At 59.4% G+C, this 15,911-nt stretch carries 15 protein-coding genes; 12 read left to right on the top strand and 3 right to left on the bottom strand.

Annotated elements, in window-relative coordinates; genetic code table 11:
* Positions 1-159 precede the first annotated feature (159 nt).
* From PspS35_RS07235 to PspS35_RS07225, 3 genes are all read left to right on the top strand, one after another.
* Positions 160-525, top strand: a complete 366-nt coding sequence (locus tag PspS35_RS07235; protein ID WP_122308684.1) for a YkgJ family cysteine cluster protein — start codon at positions 160-162, stop codon at positions 523-525.
* 138 nt (positions 526-663) lie between these two features.
* A complete protein-coding gene (locus PspS35_RS07230) occupies positions 664-2,928 on the top strand; it encodes a bifunctional diguanylate cyclase/phosphodiesterase (RefSeq protein ID WP_159933342.1) in 2,265 nt (754 codons plus the stop codon).
* 202 nt (positions 2,929-3,130) lie between these two features.
* Positions 3,131-5,308, top strand: coding sequence for a hypothetical protein (locus tag PspS35_RS07225; protein ID WP_159933341.1), 2,178 nt, complete (start codon positions 3,131-3,133; stop codon positions 5,306-5,308).
* Positions 5,309-5,344: 36 nt separating this feature from the next.
* On the opposite strand, the gene PspS35_RS07220 is transcribed toward PspS35_RS07225, so the two are convergent.
* Together PspS35_RS07220 and PspS35_RS07215 are read right to left on the bottom strand one after the other, a co-directional pair.
* Positions 5,345-6,436, bottom strand: coding sequence for a hypothetical protein (locus tag PspS35_RS07220; protein ID WP_159933340.1), 1,092 nt, complete (start codon positions 6,434-6,436; stop codon positions 5,345-5,347).
* A 257-nt stretch (positions 6,437-6,693) separates the two neighbouring features.
* Positions 6,694-6,999, bottom strand: coding sequence for a DUF2288 domain-containing protein (locus PspS35_RS07215; RefSeq protein ID WP_159933339.1), 306 nt, complete (start codon positions 6,997-6,999; stop codon positions 6,694-6,696).
* Between the two features lie 341 nt (positions 7,000-7,340).
* Here PspS35_RS07215 and PspS35_RS07210 point away from each other — a divergent pair, with 341 nt between their 5' ends.
* The 9 genes from PspS35_RS07210 to PspS35_RS07170 all read left to right on the top strand — a co-directional run bounded on the left by PspS35_RS07210 (position 7,341) and on the right by PspS35_RS07170 (position 14,952).
* Positions 7,341-8,468 carry a branched-chain amino acid ABC transporter substrate-binding protein gene (locus PspS35_RS07210; RefSeq protein ID WP_159933338.1) on the top strand — a complete coding sequence of 376 codons (1,128 nt, stop codon included), beginning with the start codon at positions 7,341-7,343 and terminating at the stop codon, positions 8,466-8,468.
* A 229-nt stretch (positions 8,469-8,697) separates the two neighbouring features.
* The gene (livH, locus tag PspS35_RS07205) at positions 8,698-9,621 is read left to right on the top strand and encodes a high-affinity branched-chain amino acid ABC transporter permease LivH (RefSeq protein WP_003231100.1); all 924 of its coding nucleotides are present in this window, start codon (positions 8,698-8,700) and stop codon (positions 9,619-9,621) included.
* Positions 9,618-10,871: a high-affinity branched-chain amino acid ABC transporter permease LivM gene (locus tag PspS35_RS07200; protein ID WP_003231103.1), complete on the top strand. Its 1,254-nt coding sequence runs from the start codon at positions 9,618-9,620 to the stop codon at positions 10,869-10,871. Before livH ends, PspS35_RS07200 begins: the two co-directional genes overlap by 4 nt.
* Entirely contained in the window at positions 10,868-11,635 is a 768-nt protein-coding gene (gene livG, locus PspS35_RS07195; protein WP_016975067.1) for a high-affinity branched-chain amino acid ABC transporter ATP-binding protein LivG, read from the top strand. Before PspS35_RS07200 ends, livG begins: the two co-directional genes overlap by 4 nt.
* Position 11,636: 1 nt before the next feature.
* Positions 11,637-12,338, top strand: coding sequence for an ABC transporter ATP-binding protein (locus PspS35_RS07190; RefSeq protein ID WP_010212366.1), 702 nt, complete (start codon positions 11,637-11,639; stop codon positions 12,336-12,338).
* A 160-nt stretch (positions 12,339-12,498) separates the two neighbouring features.
* On the top strand, positions 12,499-12,795 hold the full coding sequence (locus tag PspS35_RS07185; protein WP_159933337.1) for a DUF2282 domain-containing protein: 297 nt from the start codon (positions 12,499-12,501) through the stop codon (positions 12,793-12,795).
* 23 nt (positions 12,796-12,818) lie between these two features.
* On the top strand, positions 12,819-13,697 hold the full coding sequence (locus PspS35_RS07180; protein ID WP_159933336.1) for a DUF692 domain-containing protein: 879 nt from the start codon (positions 12,819-12,821) through the stop codon (positions 13,695-13,697).
* On the top strand, positions 13,694-14,470 hold the full coding sequence (locus tag PspS35_RS07175; protein ID WP_159933335.1) for a DNA-binding domain-containing protein: 777 nt from the start codon (positions 13,694-13,696) through the stop codon (positions 14,468-14,470). The genes PspS35_RS07180 and PspS35_RS07175 overlap by 4 nt, the downstream gene beginning before the upstream one ends.
* Positions 14,467-14,952, top strand: a complete 486-nt coding sequence (locus PspS35_RS07170) for a DoxX family protein (protein ID WP_159933334.1) — start codon at positions 14,467-14,469, stop codon at positions 14,950-14,952. The genes PspS35_RS07175 and PspS35_RS07170 overlap by 4 nt, the downstream gene beginning before the upstream one ends.
* Here PspS35_RS07170 and PspS35_RS07165 read toward each other — a convergent pair.
* Positions 14,949-15,857 (bottom strand): LysR family transcriptional regulator, encoded by a 909-nt coding sequence (locus PspS35_RS07165; protein WP_159933333.1) that lies wholly within the window; start codon positions 15,855-15,857, stop codon positions 14,949-14,951. The genes PspS35_RS07170 and PspS35_RS07165 overlap by 4 nt on opposite strands.
* Positions 15,858-15,911 lie beyond the last annotated feature (54 nt).

Raw genomic sequence — 15,911 nt, 5'->3', positions numbered from 1 at the left:
ATGATTCGTAAAGCTGATAGGGCATGATTTCACCCAGCGCTACGGGATTTCGCCTACAAAAATATAAGTGCTCGCCCCCCTTCCCAACGGCCATGGCGCGATTAGAATGGCGAGCCTTCCCGCAGCATCCCCTTACCTACTTTCTTATCGATGACGCCCATGTCCGAAGCCAGTCCGTGTCTGAGTTGCGGTGCCTGCTGTTCATACTTTCGTGTGTCTTTCTTCTGGGGTGAGTGCGCCTCGTCCGGCGGCACGGTACCCGATGACCTGGTGGTGCAGATCAACCCCACCCGCGTGGCGATGATCGGCACCGACCAGAAGCCCGCACGCTGCTGCAGCCTTGAAGGCGAAGTCGGCAAAGGCACCAGCTGCTCAATTTATGAGCAACGTTCAAGCCCGTGCCGGGAGTTCGACGCGTCGTGGAGCCAGGGTGAGCAGAACGTCGACTGCGACGCAGCCCGTGCCGCGTTTGGACTGCCGCCGCTGCAAGCGCCGTTCGAGTTGGAGCTGCCCATCAGCGCTTAGCATTAATCGCTATGGATGGCATGCCAAAATCATTGAGAGCAAAGTGCCATTATTCCTGGAAAATCCACCGAGGCTTCTATACTCGACGTCATAGGTCATCGCCGTAGGCTGTGACGGGACGCTATGACGGGACATGCTATGGAATGGCTGGGGATGCATTTTTTTACCGACCTTCCAGAGAACGGGCATTTATTACTCAATTGCAGTCATAACCCCTTTCTGGTGCTGCTGGCCTACCTGGTCGCGTGTGCGGCCGGTTTTGGCACGCTGGACATGGCCGAACGGGTTGGCCATGTCGAAGACCCGACCGCTCGTCGCCACTGGCGCTGGCTTGGCGCTGGTTGCCTGGCGGGCGGTATCTGGTCCACCCACTTCATCAGTATGCTGGCCTTCCAGGCCCCCATCGAAATTCACTACGAATTGCTCATGACGTTCGCGTCGTTGCTGATCGCCCTGATCGCCTCGTTGTTCGCCATGCAAACCCTCAGTCATACCAAGCTGCACTGGCACCAGTACCTGTTGGCCTCGGTGTGGATGGGGATCGGCATCGCCCTGATGCACTACGTGGGCATGTCGGCCATGCACTCCCAGGCCAAGGTGTATTTCGAGCCGGCGTTGTTCCTGGCCTCGGTGGCAATTGCGATTGGCGCCAGCCTGGCCGCGCTGCTGCTGTCGAGCTACCTGCGCACCGGCACCGGCGTGTTCCACCAACTGCTCAAATACGCCGCCAGCCTGGTGCTGGGTGCGGGCATTATCAGCATGCACTTTACTGGCATGGCCGCGATGCAACTGATCGTGCCCACTGGCGCCGATCTCTCGTTACCGCTGGATAACAACCCGATTCAGTTGGGCCTGTCGGTGGCCGTGATTACCTTGTTGGTGATCGGCAGCAGCATCAGTGCAGCCCTGGCGGACAAGAAGCTGCAACACAAGGAACGCGACCTGCGGCGGGTCAACGCGCTGCTCAGCGAACTGGACCAGGCGCGCGCCTCCCTGCAACAGGTGGCCCATTACGATGCACTGACCAGCCTGCTCAATCGCCGGGGTTTCAACCAGATCTTCGCGGAAAAAATCGCTGAAAAAACCGCTTCCAACGGCATGATGGCGGTGATTTTCCTTGATATCGACCACTTCAAACGCATCAACGATAGCCTCGGGCATGATGCGGGCGATCAATTGCTCACCGTACTGGCCAGCCATATCAAAGGCTCGGTGCGCAGCCACGCCGACGTGGTAGCGCGGTTTGGTGGCGATGAGTTCTGTATCCTGATCAGCGTTCACCACCGCGACGAAGCGCGACACCTGGCCCAGCGCATCATGCAGAAAATGAAAGAACCGATCGAACTGGCCGGCCGCCGCATGGTGATGACCACCAGCATCGGCATCAGCCTGTTCCCCGATGACGGCCTGACCTGCGAAGAGTTGCTCAAGACTGCCGACCTGGCGCTTTACCAGTCCAAGGACACGGGGCGCAACAGCCTGAATTTCTTCAGCTCAAACCTCAAGACCCGGGCCTTTCTCGAACTGCAACTGGAAGAAGAACTGCGCAGCGCCCTGCGTGCCCAAAACCAACTGGTGCTGTTCTACCAACCGATCTTTGACATGAAGCTGGGCAAGGTCACGCGCCTGGAGGCCCTGGTGCGCTGGCAACATCCGCAACACGGGCTGCTGACCCCGGACCGGTTCATCGGCATTGCCGAAAGCAACGGGCTGATCGCCGACCTCGACCACTGGGTACTGCGCCAGGCCTGCCATGACTTGAGCCTGCTCTGCGACCGAGGCTATACCGACCTGACCATGGCGGTGAATTGCTCGGCCCTGAACCTGGCCCGTGATGAACTGGCGGACGAGATCGAGGACGCGCTGCGCTTCAGCGGGATCGGCGCCAACCGCCTGGAACTGGAAGTGACAGAAAATGCGCTGATGGGCAACATCAGCAGCACCCTGGCCCTGCTGCGGCAGATCCGTGCGCTGGGCGTGTCGCTGGCCATCGACGACTTCGGCACCGGCTACTCGTCCCTCGCCTACCTCAAGCGTTTGCCGCTCAATACCCTGAAGATCGATCGGTCCTTTATCCAGGACATTCCCAAGTCGACCGCCGATATCGAGATTGTCCAGGCGATTATCGGCATGGCCCATACCCTGCACCTGCAGGTGGTGACCGAAGGCGTGGAAACCCAGGCCCAGTTCGAGCTGCTGCTCAAGCACGGCTGTGATTACGTCCAAGGCTACCTGCTGAGCCCGGCGGTGCCCGCCAGCGACATCATCGGCGTGATGCAGGGCATCGACCAGCGTAACCCGCTCTATCCGTTCAGCGTGGCGGGAGCCAAAGACGCCAACCCGACGCGAGAACCGTCGCCGGATCGTCCTGGATCCACCTCCATCGTCAGGCCAATTCGCTGACGTCGAATCTTTGGCATTTCGCCATCACCCACCTCAAGATTCCCGACGAACGGCCGATTCATCAGAGTCCGGCCTGGTTTTCCCTGAGAACACGGGGTCAAACCCGATCGTGCCGGACAAGGACGCACTGCAAAGTCGCGAACTCCCATTCCGTGATGGCCCTTGATTCTTTCCAGCCATCCGTCCAGGCACATGGCGCACAATGACTTCTAAAAATAACTCTGCCACCGTGGTATCCGACGTGTTGCTCGCAGCTCCTGCGGAAAAGCCCTCAGGTTCAAAGTCATTGAGCACCGCCCGCCCGCTGGCCACCCAGCAATACCTGTACTTCACCGAAACCAATACCGACCGCATCCTCGATAACCTCGACGGCCTGCGCGATATGGTGTTCCCGCGCCCGCCACATCTGGAAGTCGACGGCGAACAGCGCAGCGAGCAGGAATTCCCGTCGGTATGCCTGATCGGCCTGGGCCGCTGCGGTTCGAACATCGCGCTGGACGTGGCGGAGTTGGTGTACAACGCGCGCAAGTTCTACCTGAACGAATTCAGCAACGAAGACAAGTCGCTGGACAAGGGTTACAGCCCGGCCCAGTGGATCCGCAACAACCTGCGCCTGGGCGGCGGCAAGGCCAGCAAGCCCGTGTTCCTGGTGGAGCCGCTGGTAATGCTCGGCGACTTGGACAAGGACATTGCAGGGCGTATCCGCTTCTCGCGCAAGGGCGAAAAAAGCGGCTTCCTGCGCGACTACAGCAAGATGAAAATCATGGACCTGTCTGAAGTCCATGCCGGCGGCGCCGGTAACGCGCCGATCCTCGGCCAGTACCTGGCCAAGATCATCCTCAATAAAGACACCCAGCGCTTTTCCAGTCCCGACTGGAAGATGATCCACTCGTACCTGATCGACTCCTGCGGCATCAAGGCCAACCAGTCGCGCCTGTACTTCTCGATCTTCAGCGCCGGCGGCGGTACCGGCTCGGGCATGGCCTCAGAATTCGGCCTGGCCCAACAGCATTCGTACATGAACAAGACGTTCGACACCAAGCCCGCCGATGAGCACGACAGCAAGAGCGGCCACGCCTTCGTCTTCGAGCCGATCTTCACCAGCGGCATTTGCGTACTGCCGAACATTTCCGATCACCGCAGCGAAATGTCCGAGGCGTTGCACATCAACGCCGGGCGGCTGCTGTGCAAATACCTGTCGGAAGAATGGGATTTCTCGTACAACTTCGACAATGAAGACAGCAGCGAAGCCAGCGTGAAGGGCCGCATCCGCCCGTGGAACGCAATGATGCTGATCTCCAACGACATCATGCGGTACGCCGAAGAAAGCGATGACGGCAACATCCAGAACATTGATGTCAATGCCATGGAAAAGCACGCCAACCAGTACATTTCCCAGCAGATCTTCAACATCCTCACCGCCCAGGCCGTGACCACCGACTACGACCAGAACTACTTCCGCCGCGCCGGCATCGACATCGGCGAAACCATCCGCCTGGATGCCAACGACCTGTTCATGAGCCTGGCCGGCCCGGTGGCGATTGCCTACGCCGAGTCGGTGGTACCGGAGACCCCGGCGCCGTCGAATGACAAGTTCAAGGTGTTCGAGAAAGAGCCCCAGCGCCTGAACATCGACGACCTGTTCTTCCGCTCCATCGACCTGCCGCATTTCAACAAGGTCACCCAGGCCATCGAAGGCATCAGCCTGTTGCCGATCGAGTCCAAGCGCTACAAGGCGTCCCTGGAGCAGTACAAGAACTCCGGCTACGACGCCGCGGCGCTGCATGACCTGCACTTCTTCAAGAACTGCTCGTCGGTGGTGTCCATCGTCTCGCTGCCAAAGGACTACAAACTGTCCTACATGGACCTGAACCGGCTCAAGACCCACCTCAACAGCCTGTTCCCCAACACCACGCTCAAGCGCTACGCGTTGGTGATCGGCGCGTCGGCCAACCTGTCGTTGACCACGTTGATCGCCAAGAGCCCGTGCCTGTCGGACGACTTCCTGACGTTGATCGTGGCCTTCATCAAGCGTTGCTTCGCCCGCAACCCGTACCGCTTCGACGACACCCTGGACAACTCGATCCTGGACTTCATCATCCACGAGGACTTCGACGAAGACCGTATCGACGAGTTGCTCAACGAGTTTGAAAACCCGGCGAAGATCCTGGATACCAACTGGTACGCGATCAAGCCGATGTACGAGAAGAAGTACCGCGAACTGATCAACGACAAAGACAAGTTCGTGTCGATCAATGACATTCGCCTGTCACGGGATTGCGTGAAGAAAGCGATCAAGTACCTGCGCGAGATCTACCGCCACCGTATCGGCAAGACCAAGGTTATTTCGTTGAATAACCATACGGGCAAGACAGCGTAGTCCGTTGTGACGGCGCCACCCGGCGCCGTCGCAGGTTCACTGCGACCGTTGCCGGTGCAGGAAGGCGATGATGGCTTTTTCGTCAGCACGCTTTGCCGGCCGAGGGAAATGCTTCGGCCAGCCGGCGTCTTTCGAACCAAAGAATTTCTGCTGCTCCGCCTGATCCCAACCGCGAATCTCCCGCACAGCCGATTCCCACCAGCCATGTCGGCACACGTCGTAATACGGGTGCTTGGGTGCTGAACTGCCATAGAACAAGTCGCGACCGACCTTTTTCAGGTGCTTACGTTGATTGCGCAGCTTCCATTTGATGCGCAGCCGTTGCCACGGTGAGGGCACTGGCTTCACTCGGGGCACATCCAGGCAGCGCGCCACCAGCTCAGGGCCGAACGCTTCACCGTGCAGGGTAAAAAAGTGCGCCTGCATGGCGTGGAAAAAACGCTTGTCGGCAAAGTAGTGGTGAACGAATTTCTTGGCTTCGCACACCTTCTCGTCGCGCAGTGCCAAGGAAATCGCGATTTGCTCGATGGTATGGATATCGAACGAGCCCTGGGTCCATTCGTCGATCAAGCGGATCGAGGTCTCAAGCAGCGGCCCGTCAGTAGCACGCACACCACACAGGCCACTGTTGTAAAGCTTGAAGCTGTTGTCGGCGCAAATGCCATGTGCCCGCAGATGCTCGCCCAACTTGAGGTAGTCCGGGCGCTTGCACACGTAGCTCCAGTCGTATTCGAAGCCGTCCATCACATACTGGCCCGGCTGGATCAGTTCGAACACACGCAGGGGCGACTTCAGGAACAGCGTATCGGTGTCGACGAACAGGGTTTTGTCCGCCAGCGTCAGCCCATGGGCAATGGCGCAGGCCTTGCGGCGATGGGGGTAGCCGTTGTCACCCTGCCATTGGGCCAGGGTGCGTTCATCCAAGGCAATGGTTTCAACCGGCCAGCCGGTGTAGTCCTGGGGACGATCGGTCAGGACCCGGATACACAGCGTTTCGCCCTGCTTGAGCTGCGACAGGGCGGTGAGGATGCTGAATTTGGCTTCGCGCCGGTAAACGTCCTGATTACCGTAGATAAGGTAGAGCAACTGGTGCGAGGCTTTCGCTAAAGAGGGCAGCGCTGACTGCATGACGAACTCCAGGTAAACAGGTCGCGAACTTTACCGGAATTCAGCGTTTACTACGCCACGATCTGACAACTGCCCTCGTTTATAAACACCAAGAAACAATTCCCCAGCCCAACCGGCAGTGGAAGAACTGTTCCCATGACGCGCGCGTCACCCTAGGCTGTGACCTTTCTCCACGGCAAGGTGCCATCACCGCTTCAGCGGTTACTGCGCTACACACTTAAACAGGCAAAAACAACGCACTATTTTGGTGCTGAACCCTATTGCGCCGCCCTCTCCTGGATCAGGATCCACGGCGAAACCACCACCGCCCACAGGCTCGGATCGCGCTCCACCAGGTCCAACGCCCGCGTCGCAGACACTTCGCTCAGGCTCCCCGAGGCCAGCCAGGCAGCGACCTTTTCACGGTTGTCCTCGGCCATTCCCTCGGCGGCCTCGATCAAATCCAGGCTGGCTTCGACCCACAATAGGGCACCCTTGGCAAAGAACGGCTCAAGCTCCTTCCAGGAAATTTCGGCGGTTTCACCGAGCAGCTTGGCATAGAGGGTGCTAGGTTCTTGCGTCATGGGAATTCACCTTGGGAAAAAATCGGCGCAATCATAACGTCGCGACCGAGGTAGAAAAACCCAGTTGCAAATGAGTCATCGATAGAAAGTGTCAGAAAAGCCAAGGATTGCCTGAAACTCTGGCACAAGCCCGCCGCAATTCTGTCTTTTTCTTTCATTTAAGCGACACGTCCGGCTTTTGCCCCCAGCAGCCAGCTTTTCAAGCGATCAACCGGCGCTCTACACTGTACCGGTACAGTTGCCAGGGCACTGCCGGGGGGATATCCGAGATATCTGATCCGGTTCAGCAGCTCACAAGGCCGCTAGAACTATAAAAAATACAACAGTAAGAGTGGAGCACTATGAATAAGGCTACTAAGCAGATTTCCAAACTGTTTGCCGCTATGGTCCTGGCTGGGGTTGCCGGCCATTCGTTCGCAGCCGACACCATCAAGATCGGCATCGCCGGTCCTAAGACGGGTCCTGTAACGCAATACGGCGACATGCAATTCATGGGTGCCAAGCAGGCAATCGCCGACATCAACGCCAAGGGCGGCGTCGATGGCAAAATGCTCGAAGCCAAGGAATACGACGACGCTTGCGATCCTAAGCAAGCCGTGGCCGTCGCCAACAAAGTAGTCAACGACGGCGTCAAGTTCGTGGTCGGTCACCTTTGCTCCAGCTCCACTCAGCCAGCGTCCGACATCTACGAAGACGAAGGCGTGATCATGATCACCCCGGCGGCCACCAGCCCGGAAATCACCGCCCGTGGCTACAAGCTGATCTTCCGCACTATCGGCCTCGACAGCGCCCAGGGCCCGGCAGCCGGCAACTACATCGCCGACCACGTGAAGCCGAAGATCGTCGCGGTCCTGCACGACAAACAGCAATACGGTGAAGGCATCGCCACCGCCGTGAAGAAAACCCTCGAAGAGAAAGGCACCAAGGTTGCCGTCTTCGAAGGCCTGAACGCTGGCGACAAGGACTTCTCCTCGATCATCCAGAAGCTCAAGCAAGCCAACGTCGACTTCGTCTACTACGGCGGCTACCACCCAGAACTGGGCCTGATCCTGCGCCAAGCCAAGGAAAAAGGCCTGAACGCCAAGTTCATGGGCCCAGAAGGTGTCGGCAACGACTCCATCTCGCAAATCGCCCAGGGCGCTTCCGAAGGTCTGCTGGTGACCCTGCCGAAATCCTTCGACACCGACCCTGCCAACAAGGCGATCGTTGAAGAGTTCACCAAGAACAAGCAGGACCCAACCGGTCCGTTCGTGTTCCCGGCCTACTCGGCCATTGAAGTCATCGCCGGTGGTATCAAAGCCGCCAAGAGCGAAGACACCGCCAAAGTGGCCGAAGCCATCCACGCGGGCACCTTCAAGACCCCTACCGGCGAGCTGAGCTTCGACGCCAAGGGCGACCTGAAGGACTTCAAGTTCGTGGTCTACGAATGGCACTTCGGCAAACCTAAAACCGAAGTTTCCCCTCAGTAAGCCAGGCATTACTGGTCCAACAAGCCCACTGTGAGAGCAGTGGGCTTTGTTTTACGAGGTTTATGGGCCTGTCACCCGCGATCCGGGCGCTGGCTCACCTGAAAATCTTAAAACCGTCACCAGCGGTTCGCTGGCAAACGCTTTGTGCAAATGTGCTCACAGAACACAGCACACGGCCGGAACATGACTCCACCAGTGAAATGCGTATCGGGTTTTTAGGAGCGCTGTAATGCCTGAGATCTATCATTTTTTCCAACAGCTGGTTAATGGCCTGACCATTGGCAGCACCTATGCCTTGATAGCCATTGGCTACACAATGGTTTACGGCATCATTGGAATGATCAACTTCGCCCATGGCGAGGTGTACATGATTGGTTCCTACGTGGCCTTCATCGCCCTTGCCGGGCTGGCCATGATGGGTATCCACTCCCTGCCGCTGTTGATGACCGCTGCGTTCCTTGCATCGATCGTCGTAACCAGTGCCTATGGCTACAGTATCGAGCGCGTTGCCTACCGTCCCTTGCGTGGCAGCAACCGTTTGATCCCGCTGATTTCCGCCATCGGCATGTCGATTTTCCTGCAGAACACCGTATTGCTGTCCCAGGACTCCAAGGACAAGTCCATTCCCAACCTGATTCCGGGGAGCTTCTCCTTCGGCCCAGGTGGCGCACAAGAAGTGCTGATTTCGTATATGCAGATCCTGGTCTTCGTCGTCACCCTGGTGGCCATGCTGGGCCTGACCCTGTTCATCTCCCGCTCCCGTCTGGGGCGCGCCTGCCGGGCCTGCGCCGAAGACATCAAGATGGCCAACCTGCTGGGCATCAACACCAACAACATCATCGCCCTGACCTTCGTGATCGGTGCCGCGCTGGCCGCCGTTGCGGCGGTACTGCTGAGCATGCAGTACGGCGTGATCAACCCCAACGCCGGTTTCCTGGTAGGCCTCAAGGCCTTTACCGCAGCGGTCTTGGGCGGCATCGGCAGTATTCCGGGCGCGATGCTCGGCGGGCTGGTGCTGGGTGTGGCCGAGGCGTTTGGTGCCGATATCTTCGGCGACCAGTACAAGGACGTCGTGGCGTTCGGCCTGTTGGTTCTGGTGCTGTTGTTCCGTCCGACCGGCATCCTGGGCCGTCCGGAGGTTGAGAAAGTATGAGCAGATATCTTAAATCGGCGTTTTTCAGCGCCTTGCTGGTGTGGGCTGTGGCCTTCCCGGTACTCGGCCTCAAGCTGAGCATTGTCGGCATCAACCTGGAAGTGCATGGCACCGGTCCCGTGACCCTGACCATCATCGCCCTGTGCTCGGTGCTGATGTTCCTGCGCGTGCTGTTCACCCAGCAGGTCGGTGCCTTGTTCAAAGGCAACCGCGGCCCGCTGGTATCGCCCAAGGTCAGCCAATTCCTGACCCTGCCGCGCACCCAGCGCTACATCATCATCGGCCTGATCGTGGCTGCGTTGATCTGGCCGTTCTTCGGCTCCCGTGGTGCGGTCGACATTGCCACCCTGATCCTCATCTACGTGTTGCTGGGCCTGGGCCTGAACATCGTGGTCGGCCTGGCCGGCCTGCTTGACCTGGGTTACGTGGGCTTCTACGCCGTGGGTGCCTACACCTACGCACTGCTCTCGCACTACCTGGGCTGGAGCTTCTGGATCTGCCTGCCACTGGCGGGTATGGCGGCGGCAACGTTCGGCTTCCTGCTGGGCTTCCCGGTGCTGCGTTTGCGCGGGGACTACCTGGCCATCGTGACCCTGGGCTTCGGGGAAATCATCCGTCTGTTCCTGCGTAACCTCACGGATATCACCGGCGGTCCCAACGGCATCAGCAGCATCCCCAAGCCAACGTTCTTCGGGCTGTCGTTCGACCGCACCGCTGCCGAAGGCATGCAGACCTTCCACGAGTACTTCGGGATTGCCTACAACCCGGTGAGCAAAGTGGTGTTCCTGTACCTGGTCGCGCTGTTGCTGGCACTGGCGGCATTGTTCGTGATCAACCGCCTGCTGCGCATGCCCATCGGCCGTGCGTGGGAAGCGCTGCGCGAAGATGAAATCGCCTGCCGCGCCCTGGGCCTGAACCCGACCATCATCAAGCTCTCCGCGTTCACCCTGGGTGCTGCGTTCGCCGGTTTCGCCGGCAGCTTCTTCGCTGCCCGCCAAGGCCTGGTAACGCCGGAATCGTTCACCTTCATCGAGTCGGCGATCATCCTCGCCATCGTGGTACTGGGTGGCATGGGCTCGCAGTTGGGCGTGATCCTGGCTGCAATCGTGATGATCCTGCTGCCGGAAATGATGCGTGAGTTCAGCGAATACCGCATGTTGATGTTCGGCGCCATGATGGTGCTGATGATGATCTGGCGCCCTCAAGGCCTGCTGCCCATGCAACGTCCTCACATGGAGCTGCGCAAATGAGCCGCGAGATCCTGAAAGTCGAAAATCTGAGCATGCGCTTTGGCGGCTTGCTCGCGGTCAACGGCGTGGCCCTGACCGTGAAAGAAAAACAGGTTGTAGCGTTGATCGGCCCCAACGGCGCCGGCAAGACCACGGTGTTCAACTGCCTCACCGGTTTCTACAAGCCGAGCGGCGGCAGCATCCTGCTGGATGGCCAGCCGATCCAAGGCCTGGCCGGTCACGAGATCGCCCGCAAGGGCGTGGTGCGGACCTTCCAGAACGTGCGGCTGTTCAAGGACATGACGGCGGTTGAGAACCTGTTGATCGCCCAGCACCGTCACCTGAACACCAACTTCTTTGCAGGCCTGTTCAAGACCCCGGCGTTCCGCAAGAGCGAGCGCGAGGCCATGGAATATGCGGAGTACTGGCTGGACAAGGTCAACCTGACCGAGTTCGCCAACCGCCCCGCCGGCACCCTGGCCTATGGGCAGCAACGTCGCCTGGAAATCGCCCGCTGCATGATGACCCGCCCGCGGATCCTCATGCTCGACGAGCCAGCGGCAGGCCTGAACCCCAAGGAAACCGAAGACCTCAAGGCGCTGATCAGCGTACTGCGTGAAGAAAACAATGCCACCGTGCTGTTGATCGAACACGACATGAAACTGGTCATGAGCATTTCCGACCACATCGTGGTGATCAACCAGGGCACGCCACTGGCCGACGGGACGCCGGAGCAGATCCGCGACAATCCTGAAGTGATCAAAGCCTATCTGGGGGAAGCGTAAAATGCTGCAATTCGAAAACGTTTCCACCTTCTACGGCAAGATCCAGGCCCTGCACAGCGTCAACGTGGAAGTACGCCAAGGTGAGATCGTGACCCTGATTGGCGCCAACGGCGCCGGCAAGTCCACCTTGCTGATGACCCTGTGCGGTTCGCCCCAGGCCCATAGCGGCAGCATCCGCTACATGGGTGAGGAACTGGTGGGCCAGCAGTCGTCGCAGATCATGCGCAAAAGCATCGCGGTGGTGCCGGAAGGCCGTCGTGTGTTCTCGCGCCTGACCGTTGAAGAGAACCTGGCCATGGGCGGGTTCTTCACCGACAAAGGCGACTACCAGGAGCAGATGGACAAGGTGCTGCACCTGTTCCCAAGGCTCAAGGAACGCTTCAGCCAGCGCGGCGGCACCATGTCCGGAGGCGAGCAGCAAATGCTCGCCATCGGCCGGGCGCTGATGAGCAAGCCCAAGCTGTTGCTGCTGGACGAACCGTCCCTGGGCCTGGCACCGATCATCATCCAGCAGATCTTCGACATCATCGAACAACTGCGCAAGGACGGTGTGACCGTGTTTTTGGTGGAGCAGAACGCCAACCAGGCACTGAAAATCGCCGACCGCGCCTACGTGCTGGAAAACGGCCGGGTGGTGATGCAGGGCACTGGCGAGCAGTTGCTGACGGATCCGAAGGTGCGTGAGGCATACCTGGGCGGTTAACACCCGGTTACTAATGTGGGAGGGGTTTACCCCTCCCACATTTTTTTTGCATTGTTTGAAATTATTTCATCCGACCGTGTAACGAACACCGTCCCCCCCCTCTCTAGTGGTGCATGCAGGCACTCAAGCCTGCCCACACAACCACTGCTGGAGAAACACCATGACCAACAAATTGTCCGCCTCCGCCCTCATCCTGGCCCTGGGTTCCGCCCTGAGCCTGTCCGCCCTGACCACCACCGCCCACGCCGCCGACGACATGCAGAAATGCTTTGGTGTCGCTGAAGCCGGCAAGAACGATTGCGCCGCAGGCGCGGGCACTTCCTGTGCCGGCACCTCGAAAACCAAGGATCAGGCCAACGCCTGGAAACTGGTCCCCGCCGGCACCTGCACCCAAACTCCAAGCTCCACCTCGCCGACTGGTTTCGGCCAGGAAGCTGCTTTCGCCGCCAAGTCCTGAAACCCTGCACAGCCTGAGTACGGATGATGACGCTTTCAACCCTGCACACGGTCTCAACGGCTCAGGCGCCCGGCCTGCCCTTTCGGGCCGGGCTGGGGCTGAAGAACGAGCACTTCGCCGAGGTACTCCAGACCTGCCCCGACATCGGCTTTTTTGAAGTGCACGCCGAAAACTACATGGTCGCCGGCGGCCCTTTCCATCATTACCTGGGGTTGATTCGCCAACAGTACCCGCTGTCTTTGCACGGCGTGGGCCTGTCCATCGGCGGTGAAGGTCCGCTCAACCGCGAGCACCTGGCACGCCTGGCCACACTGATCGAACGCTACCAACCTCACTCCTTTTCCGAACACCTGGCCTGGTCCAGCCACGGCCCGGTGTTTCTCAATGACTTGCTGCCACTGGCCTACGACGTCGACACCTTGAACCGGGTATGCGCGCACGTCGACCAGGTGCAGAGCACGCTCAAGCGGCCGATGCTGCTAGAGAACCCATCGACCTACCTGCAGTTCCAGCGTTCCACCCTGGACGAGACCGACTTCATCAGCGAGATCATCCGCCGTACCGGCTGCGGCTTGCTGCTGGATGTGAACAACGTCTACGTGTCGTGCATCAACCACCAGCGCGACCCACTGGCCTACATCGACGCCCTACCGTTGCACGCGGTGGGTGAGATTCATCTGGCTGGCTTTGCCGAAGACACTGACAGCCTGGGTGATCGCCTGCTGATCGATGATCACGGTGCGCCTATCGACAACGCCGTGTGGCAACTGTACGAGCAGGTGCTCACACGGACTGGCCCGGTCGCCACACTGATTGAACGAGATAACCAGGTGCCGGCCTTCAGCGTGTTGCACGCGGAAGCCCAACAGGCCGACCGCTATTTATCGCAGGTCCAGCCATGAGCCTTCACGACGCGTTCGCCAGCGCTTTATTGGCACCCGAGCAGCCCTGCCCGGACGGCCTGTTCAGCAGCAACGGTGCCGACCCGGCCAGTCGTTTTGCGGTGTATCGCAACAATGTTCACCGCTCATTGATCAATGCACTGGCAACGGCCTATCCCGTGACAGTGCAACTGGTAGGTGACGATTTTTTTCACGCCATGGCCAGCCTTTACGTGCAGGCGTCCCCAGCCAAGCATCCACTGATGAGCGAATACGGCAGCACATTCGCCGACTTCATCCAGGGGTTTGAGCCGGCTGCCAGCGTGCCTTACCTGGCCGATGTGGCCCGCTTGGAACGCTTGCGGGTGCGTGCCTATCACGCGGCGGATACGCCGCCGATGAATCAGCAAGCCGTCCTGCAACACCTGCAGGCCCAAACCCAACTGGGTGCATCGCGTCTGCGGCTGCATCCCTGCGTTGCCACCCTGAACTGCGCCTACGCCGTGGTTGCGGTATGGGCGGCGCACCAGACCGAAGGCGCCCTGGCCACCCTTGATCCTTGGCATGCCCAAAGTGCACTGGTGCTGCGCCAGGGGCTGAACGTGAAGGTCTTCGCCATCGACGGCGGCTCAGTCGCCTTTATCAATAGCCTGAACCAGGGCGCGGCATTGGAGATGGCCGTGGCAGACGCCCTTGAGGCCTGCGCCGAGTTCGACCTGCACCAATGCCTGTCACTGCTGATCAGCCACGACGCCATCACTCACCTGCTCCCAGAACAAAAGGTATCGCCATGAACATCCGCCGTCCGTGCCTGATCAAACAGGCGATCACGCTTTTCGAGAAAATCCCCTACAGCCTGATTGCCTTTATCGCGAGATTCTCCATCGCGGCCGTGTTCTGGAAGTCCGGGCAAACCAAGGTTGAAGGCTTCGCGATAGACCTGATCAACGGCACCTTCCAGCTTGGTGCACCCAAACTCGCCGCCTCGACCTTGCCGCTGTTTCGCAGTGAGTACCACGTGCCGTTGCTGTCGCCGCAAGTGGCCGCGCATATGGCGGCGTTTGCCGAGCACTTTTTCCCGGTGCTGATATTGGTGGGGTTCGCCACGCGCTTCTCGGCCCTGGCCTTGATTGGCATGACGCTGGTCATTCAATTGTTCGTCTACCCGGATGCGTACCCCACCCACGGCACTTGGCTTGCGTTGTTGTTACTGTTGGTTGCCAAAGGCCCTGGCCGCTTGTCCATCGACCATTGGATCGCCCGCCGCTCCCGTTAAAGCCGATCCAACGCCTCGCCGCTGCGCTTGAACCAGTCCACCAAGTAATCGGCCAGTACCTGGGTACGCCTGGGCAGTCCGCCTTGATAAGGGTGAACCAGGTACATCGGCATGCTTCGCGTCTGGAAATCACGCAGGAGCCAGCACAATCGACCGTCAGCCAATTCCGAATGCAGTACGTAGGAAGGCAACCGGGCGATCCCGGCGCCTACCAGCGCGGCCTTCTTCAACAGGTTGTAGTGATTGGAGGCGAAGGTGCCACTCACCCGGACCCGCAACAACTCGTGCTGCTGGTGATACAACCATTCCTCGCGACCGCTGTAGTGGCTGTTGAGCAAGCAGGTATGCGCCGCAAGATCTGCCGGGGTCAGCGGTTCGCCGTGCTGCTCCAGATAGGCGGGGCTGGCGCAGGTCATCTCATGCCAGGCCAGCAAGGGCTTGGCCACCAAGCGCTCGTTTTCAATCGCCCCCGAACGCACTCCCAGGTCAAAGCCATCCCGCGCGAGCTCTCGGTAACTGTTGTTGAGTTCCAGCTCGATCTGCACCTGCGGGTACTGCTTGGAAAATTCCAGCAACAAGCCATCGAAGAAGGTTTCGCCTAACGAAACCGGAACCGTCATACGCACCGGCCCGGCCAGATCGTCCTTGAGTCGGGCCAATGCCTGACGCGCACGTTCCACCTGCACCACCAGTGCCTGGGCCTGGGGCAACAACGCCGCACCGGCGGCGGTCAGGCTGAGCTTGCGCGTGGTGCGGTGCAGCAGCACCACACAAAACTGTGCTTCCAACTGGGAAATACGCTTGGACAACTGGCCCTTGCTGCAGCCCAATTGCTCGGCCGCCAGCGTAAAACTGCCGGCTTCGATCAGTACGGCAAAGGCCGCGAGGTCATCCATTTCGCTCATCGATTGTTTCCAATTGAAAACCAAAGGTTGCCTATTAGCGCGTTTATCCGATTA

It is taken from the genome of Pseudomonas sp. S35, from assembly GCF_009866765.1.
Classification (GTDB): Bacteria; Pseudomonadota; Gammaproteobacteria; order Pseudomonadales; family Pseudomonadaceae; genus Aquipseudomonas.
The sequence above is the reverse complement of the archived record's forward strand: the minus strand, read 5'-3'. Positions and strand labels throughout refer to the sequence as shown.

Excerpts from the sequence above, each read along its gene's own strand:
- PspS35_RS07235 (WP_122308684.1), top strand. The coding sequence starts at position 160 with ATGTCCGAAGCCAGTCCGTGTCTGAGTTGCGGTGCCTGCTGTTCATAC.
- PspS35_RS07230 (WP_159933342.1), top strand. The coding sequence starts at position 664 with ATGGAATGGCTGGGGATGCATTTTTTTACCGACCTTCCAGAGAACGGG.
- PspS35_RS07225 (WP_159933341.1), top strand. The coding sequence starts at position 3,131 with ATGACTTCTAAAAATAACTCTGCCACCGTGGTATCCGACGTGTTGCTC.
- PspS35_RS07220 (WP_159933340.1), bottom strand. The coding sequence starts at position 6,436 with ATGCAGTCAGCGCTGCCCTCTTTAGCGAAAGCCTCGCACCAGTTGCTC.
- PspS35_RS07215 (WP_159933339.1), bottom strand. The coding sequence starts at position 6,999 with ATGACGCAAGAACCTAGCACCCTCTATGCCAAGCTGCTCGGTGAAACC.
- PspS35_RS07210 (WP_159933338.1), top strand. The coding sequence starts at position 7,341 with ATGAATAAGGCTACTAAGCAGATTTCCAAACTGTTTGCCGCTATGGTC.
- livH (WP_003231100.1), top strand. The coding sequence starts at position 8,698 with ATGCCTGAGATCTATCATTTTTTCCAACAGCTGGTTAATGGCCTGACC.
- PspS35_RS07200 (WP_003231103.1), top strand. The coding sequence starts at position 9,618 with ATGAGCAGATATCTTAAATCGGCGTTTTTCAGCGCCTTGCTGGTGTGG.
- livG (WP_016975067.1), top strand. The coding sequence starts at position 10,868 with ATGAGCCGCGAGATCCTGAAAGTCGAAAATCTGAGCATGCGCTTTGGC.
- PspS35_RS07190 (WP_010212366.1), top strand. The coding sequence starts at position 11,637 with ATGCTGCAATTCGAAAACGTTTCCACCTTCTACGGCAAGATCCAGGCC.
- PspS35_RS07185 (WP_159933337.1), top strand. The coding sequence starts at position 12,499 with ATGACCAACAAATTGTCCGCCTCCGCCCTCATCCTGGCCCTGGGTTCC.
- PspS35_RS07180 (WP_159933336.1), top strand. The coding sequence starts at position 12,819 with ATGATGACGCTTTCAACCCTGCACACGGTCTCAACGGCTCAGGCGCCC.
- PspS35_RS07175 (WP_159933335.1), top strand. The coding sequence starts at position 13,694 with ATGAGCCTTCACGACGCGTTCGCCAGCGCTTTATTGGCACCCGAGCAG.
- PspS35_RS07170 (WP_159933334.1), top strand. The coding sequence starts at position 14,467 with ATGAACATCCGCCGTCCGTGCCTGATCAAACAGGCGATCACGCTTTTC.
- PspS35_RS07165 (WP_159933333.1), bottom strand. The coding sequence starts at position 15,857 with ATGAGCGAAATGGATGACCTCGCGGCCTTTGCCGTACTGATCGAAGCC.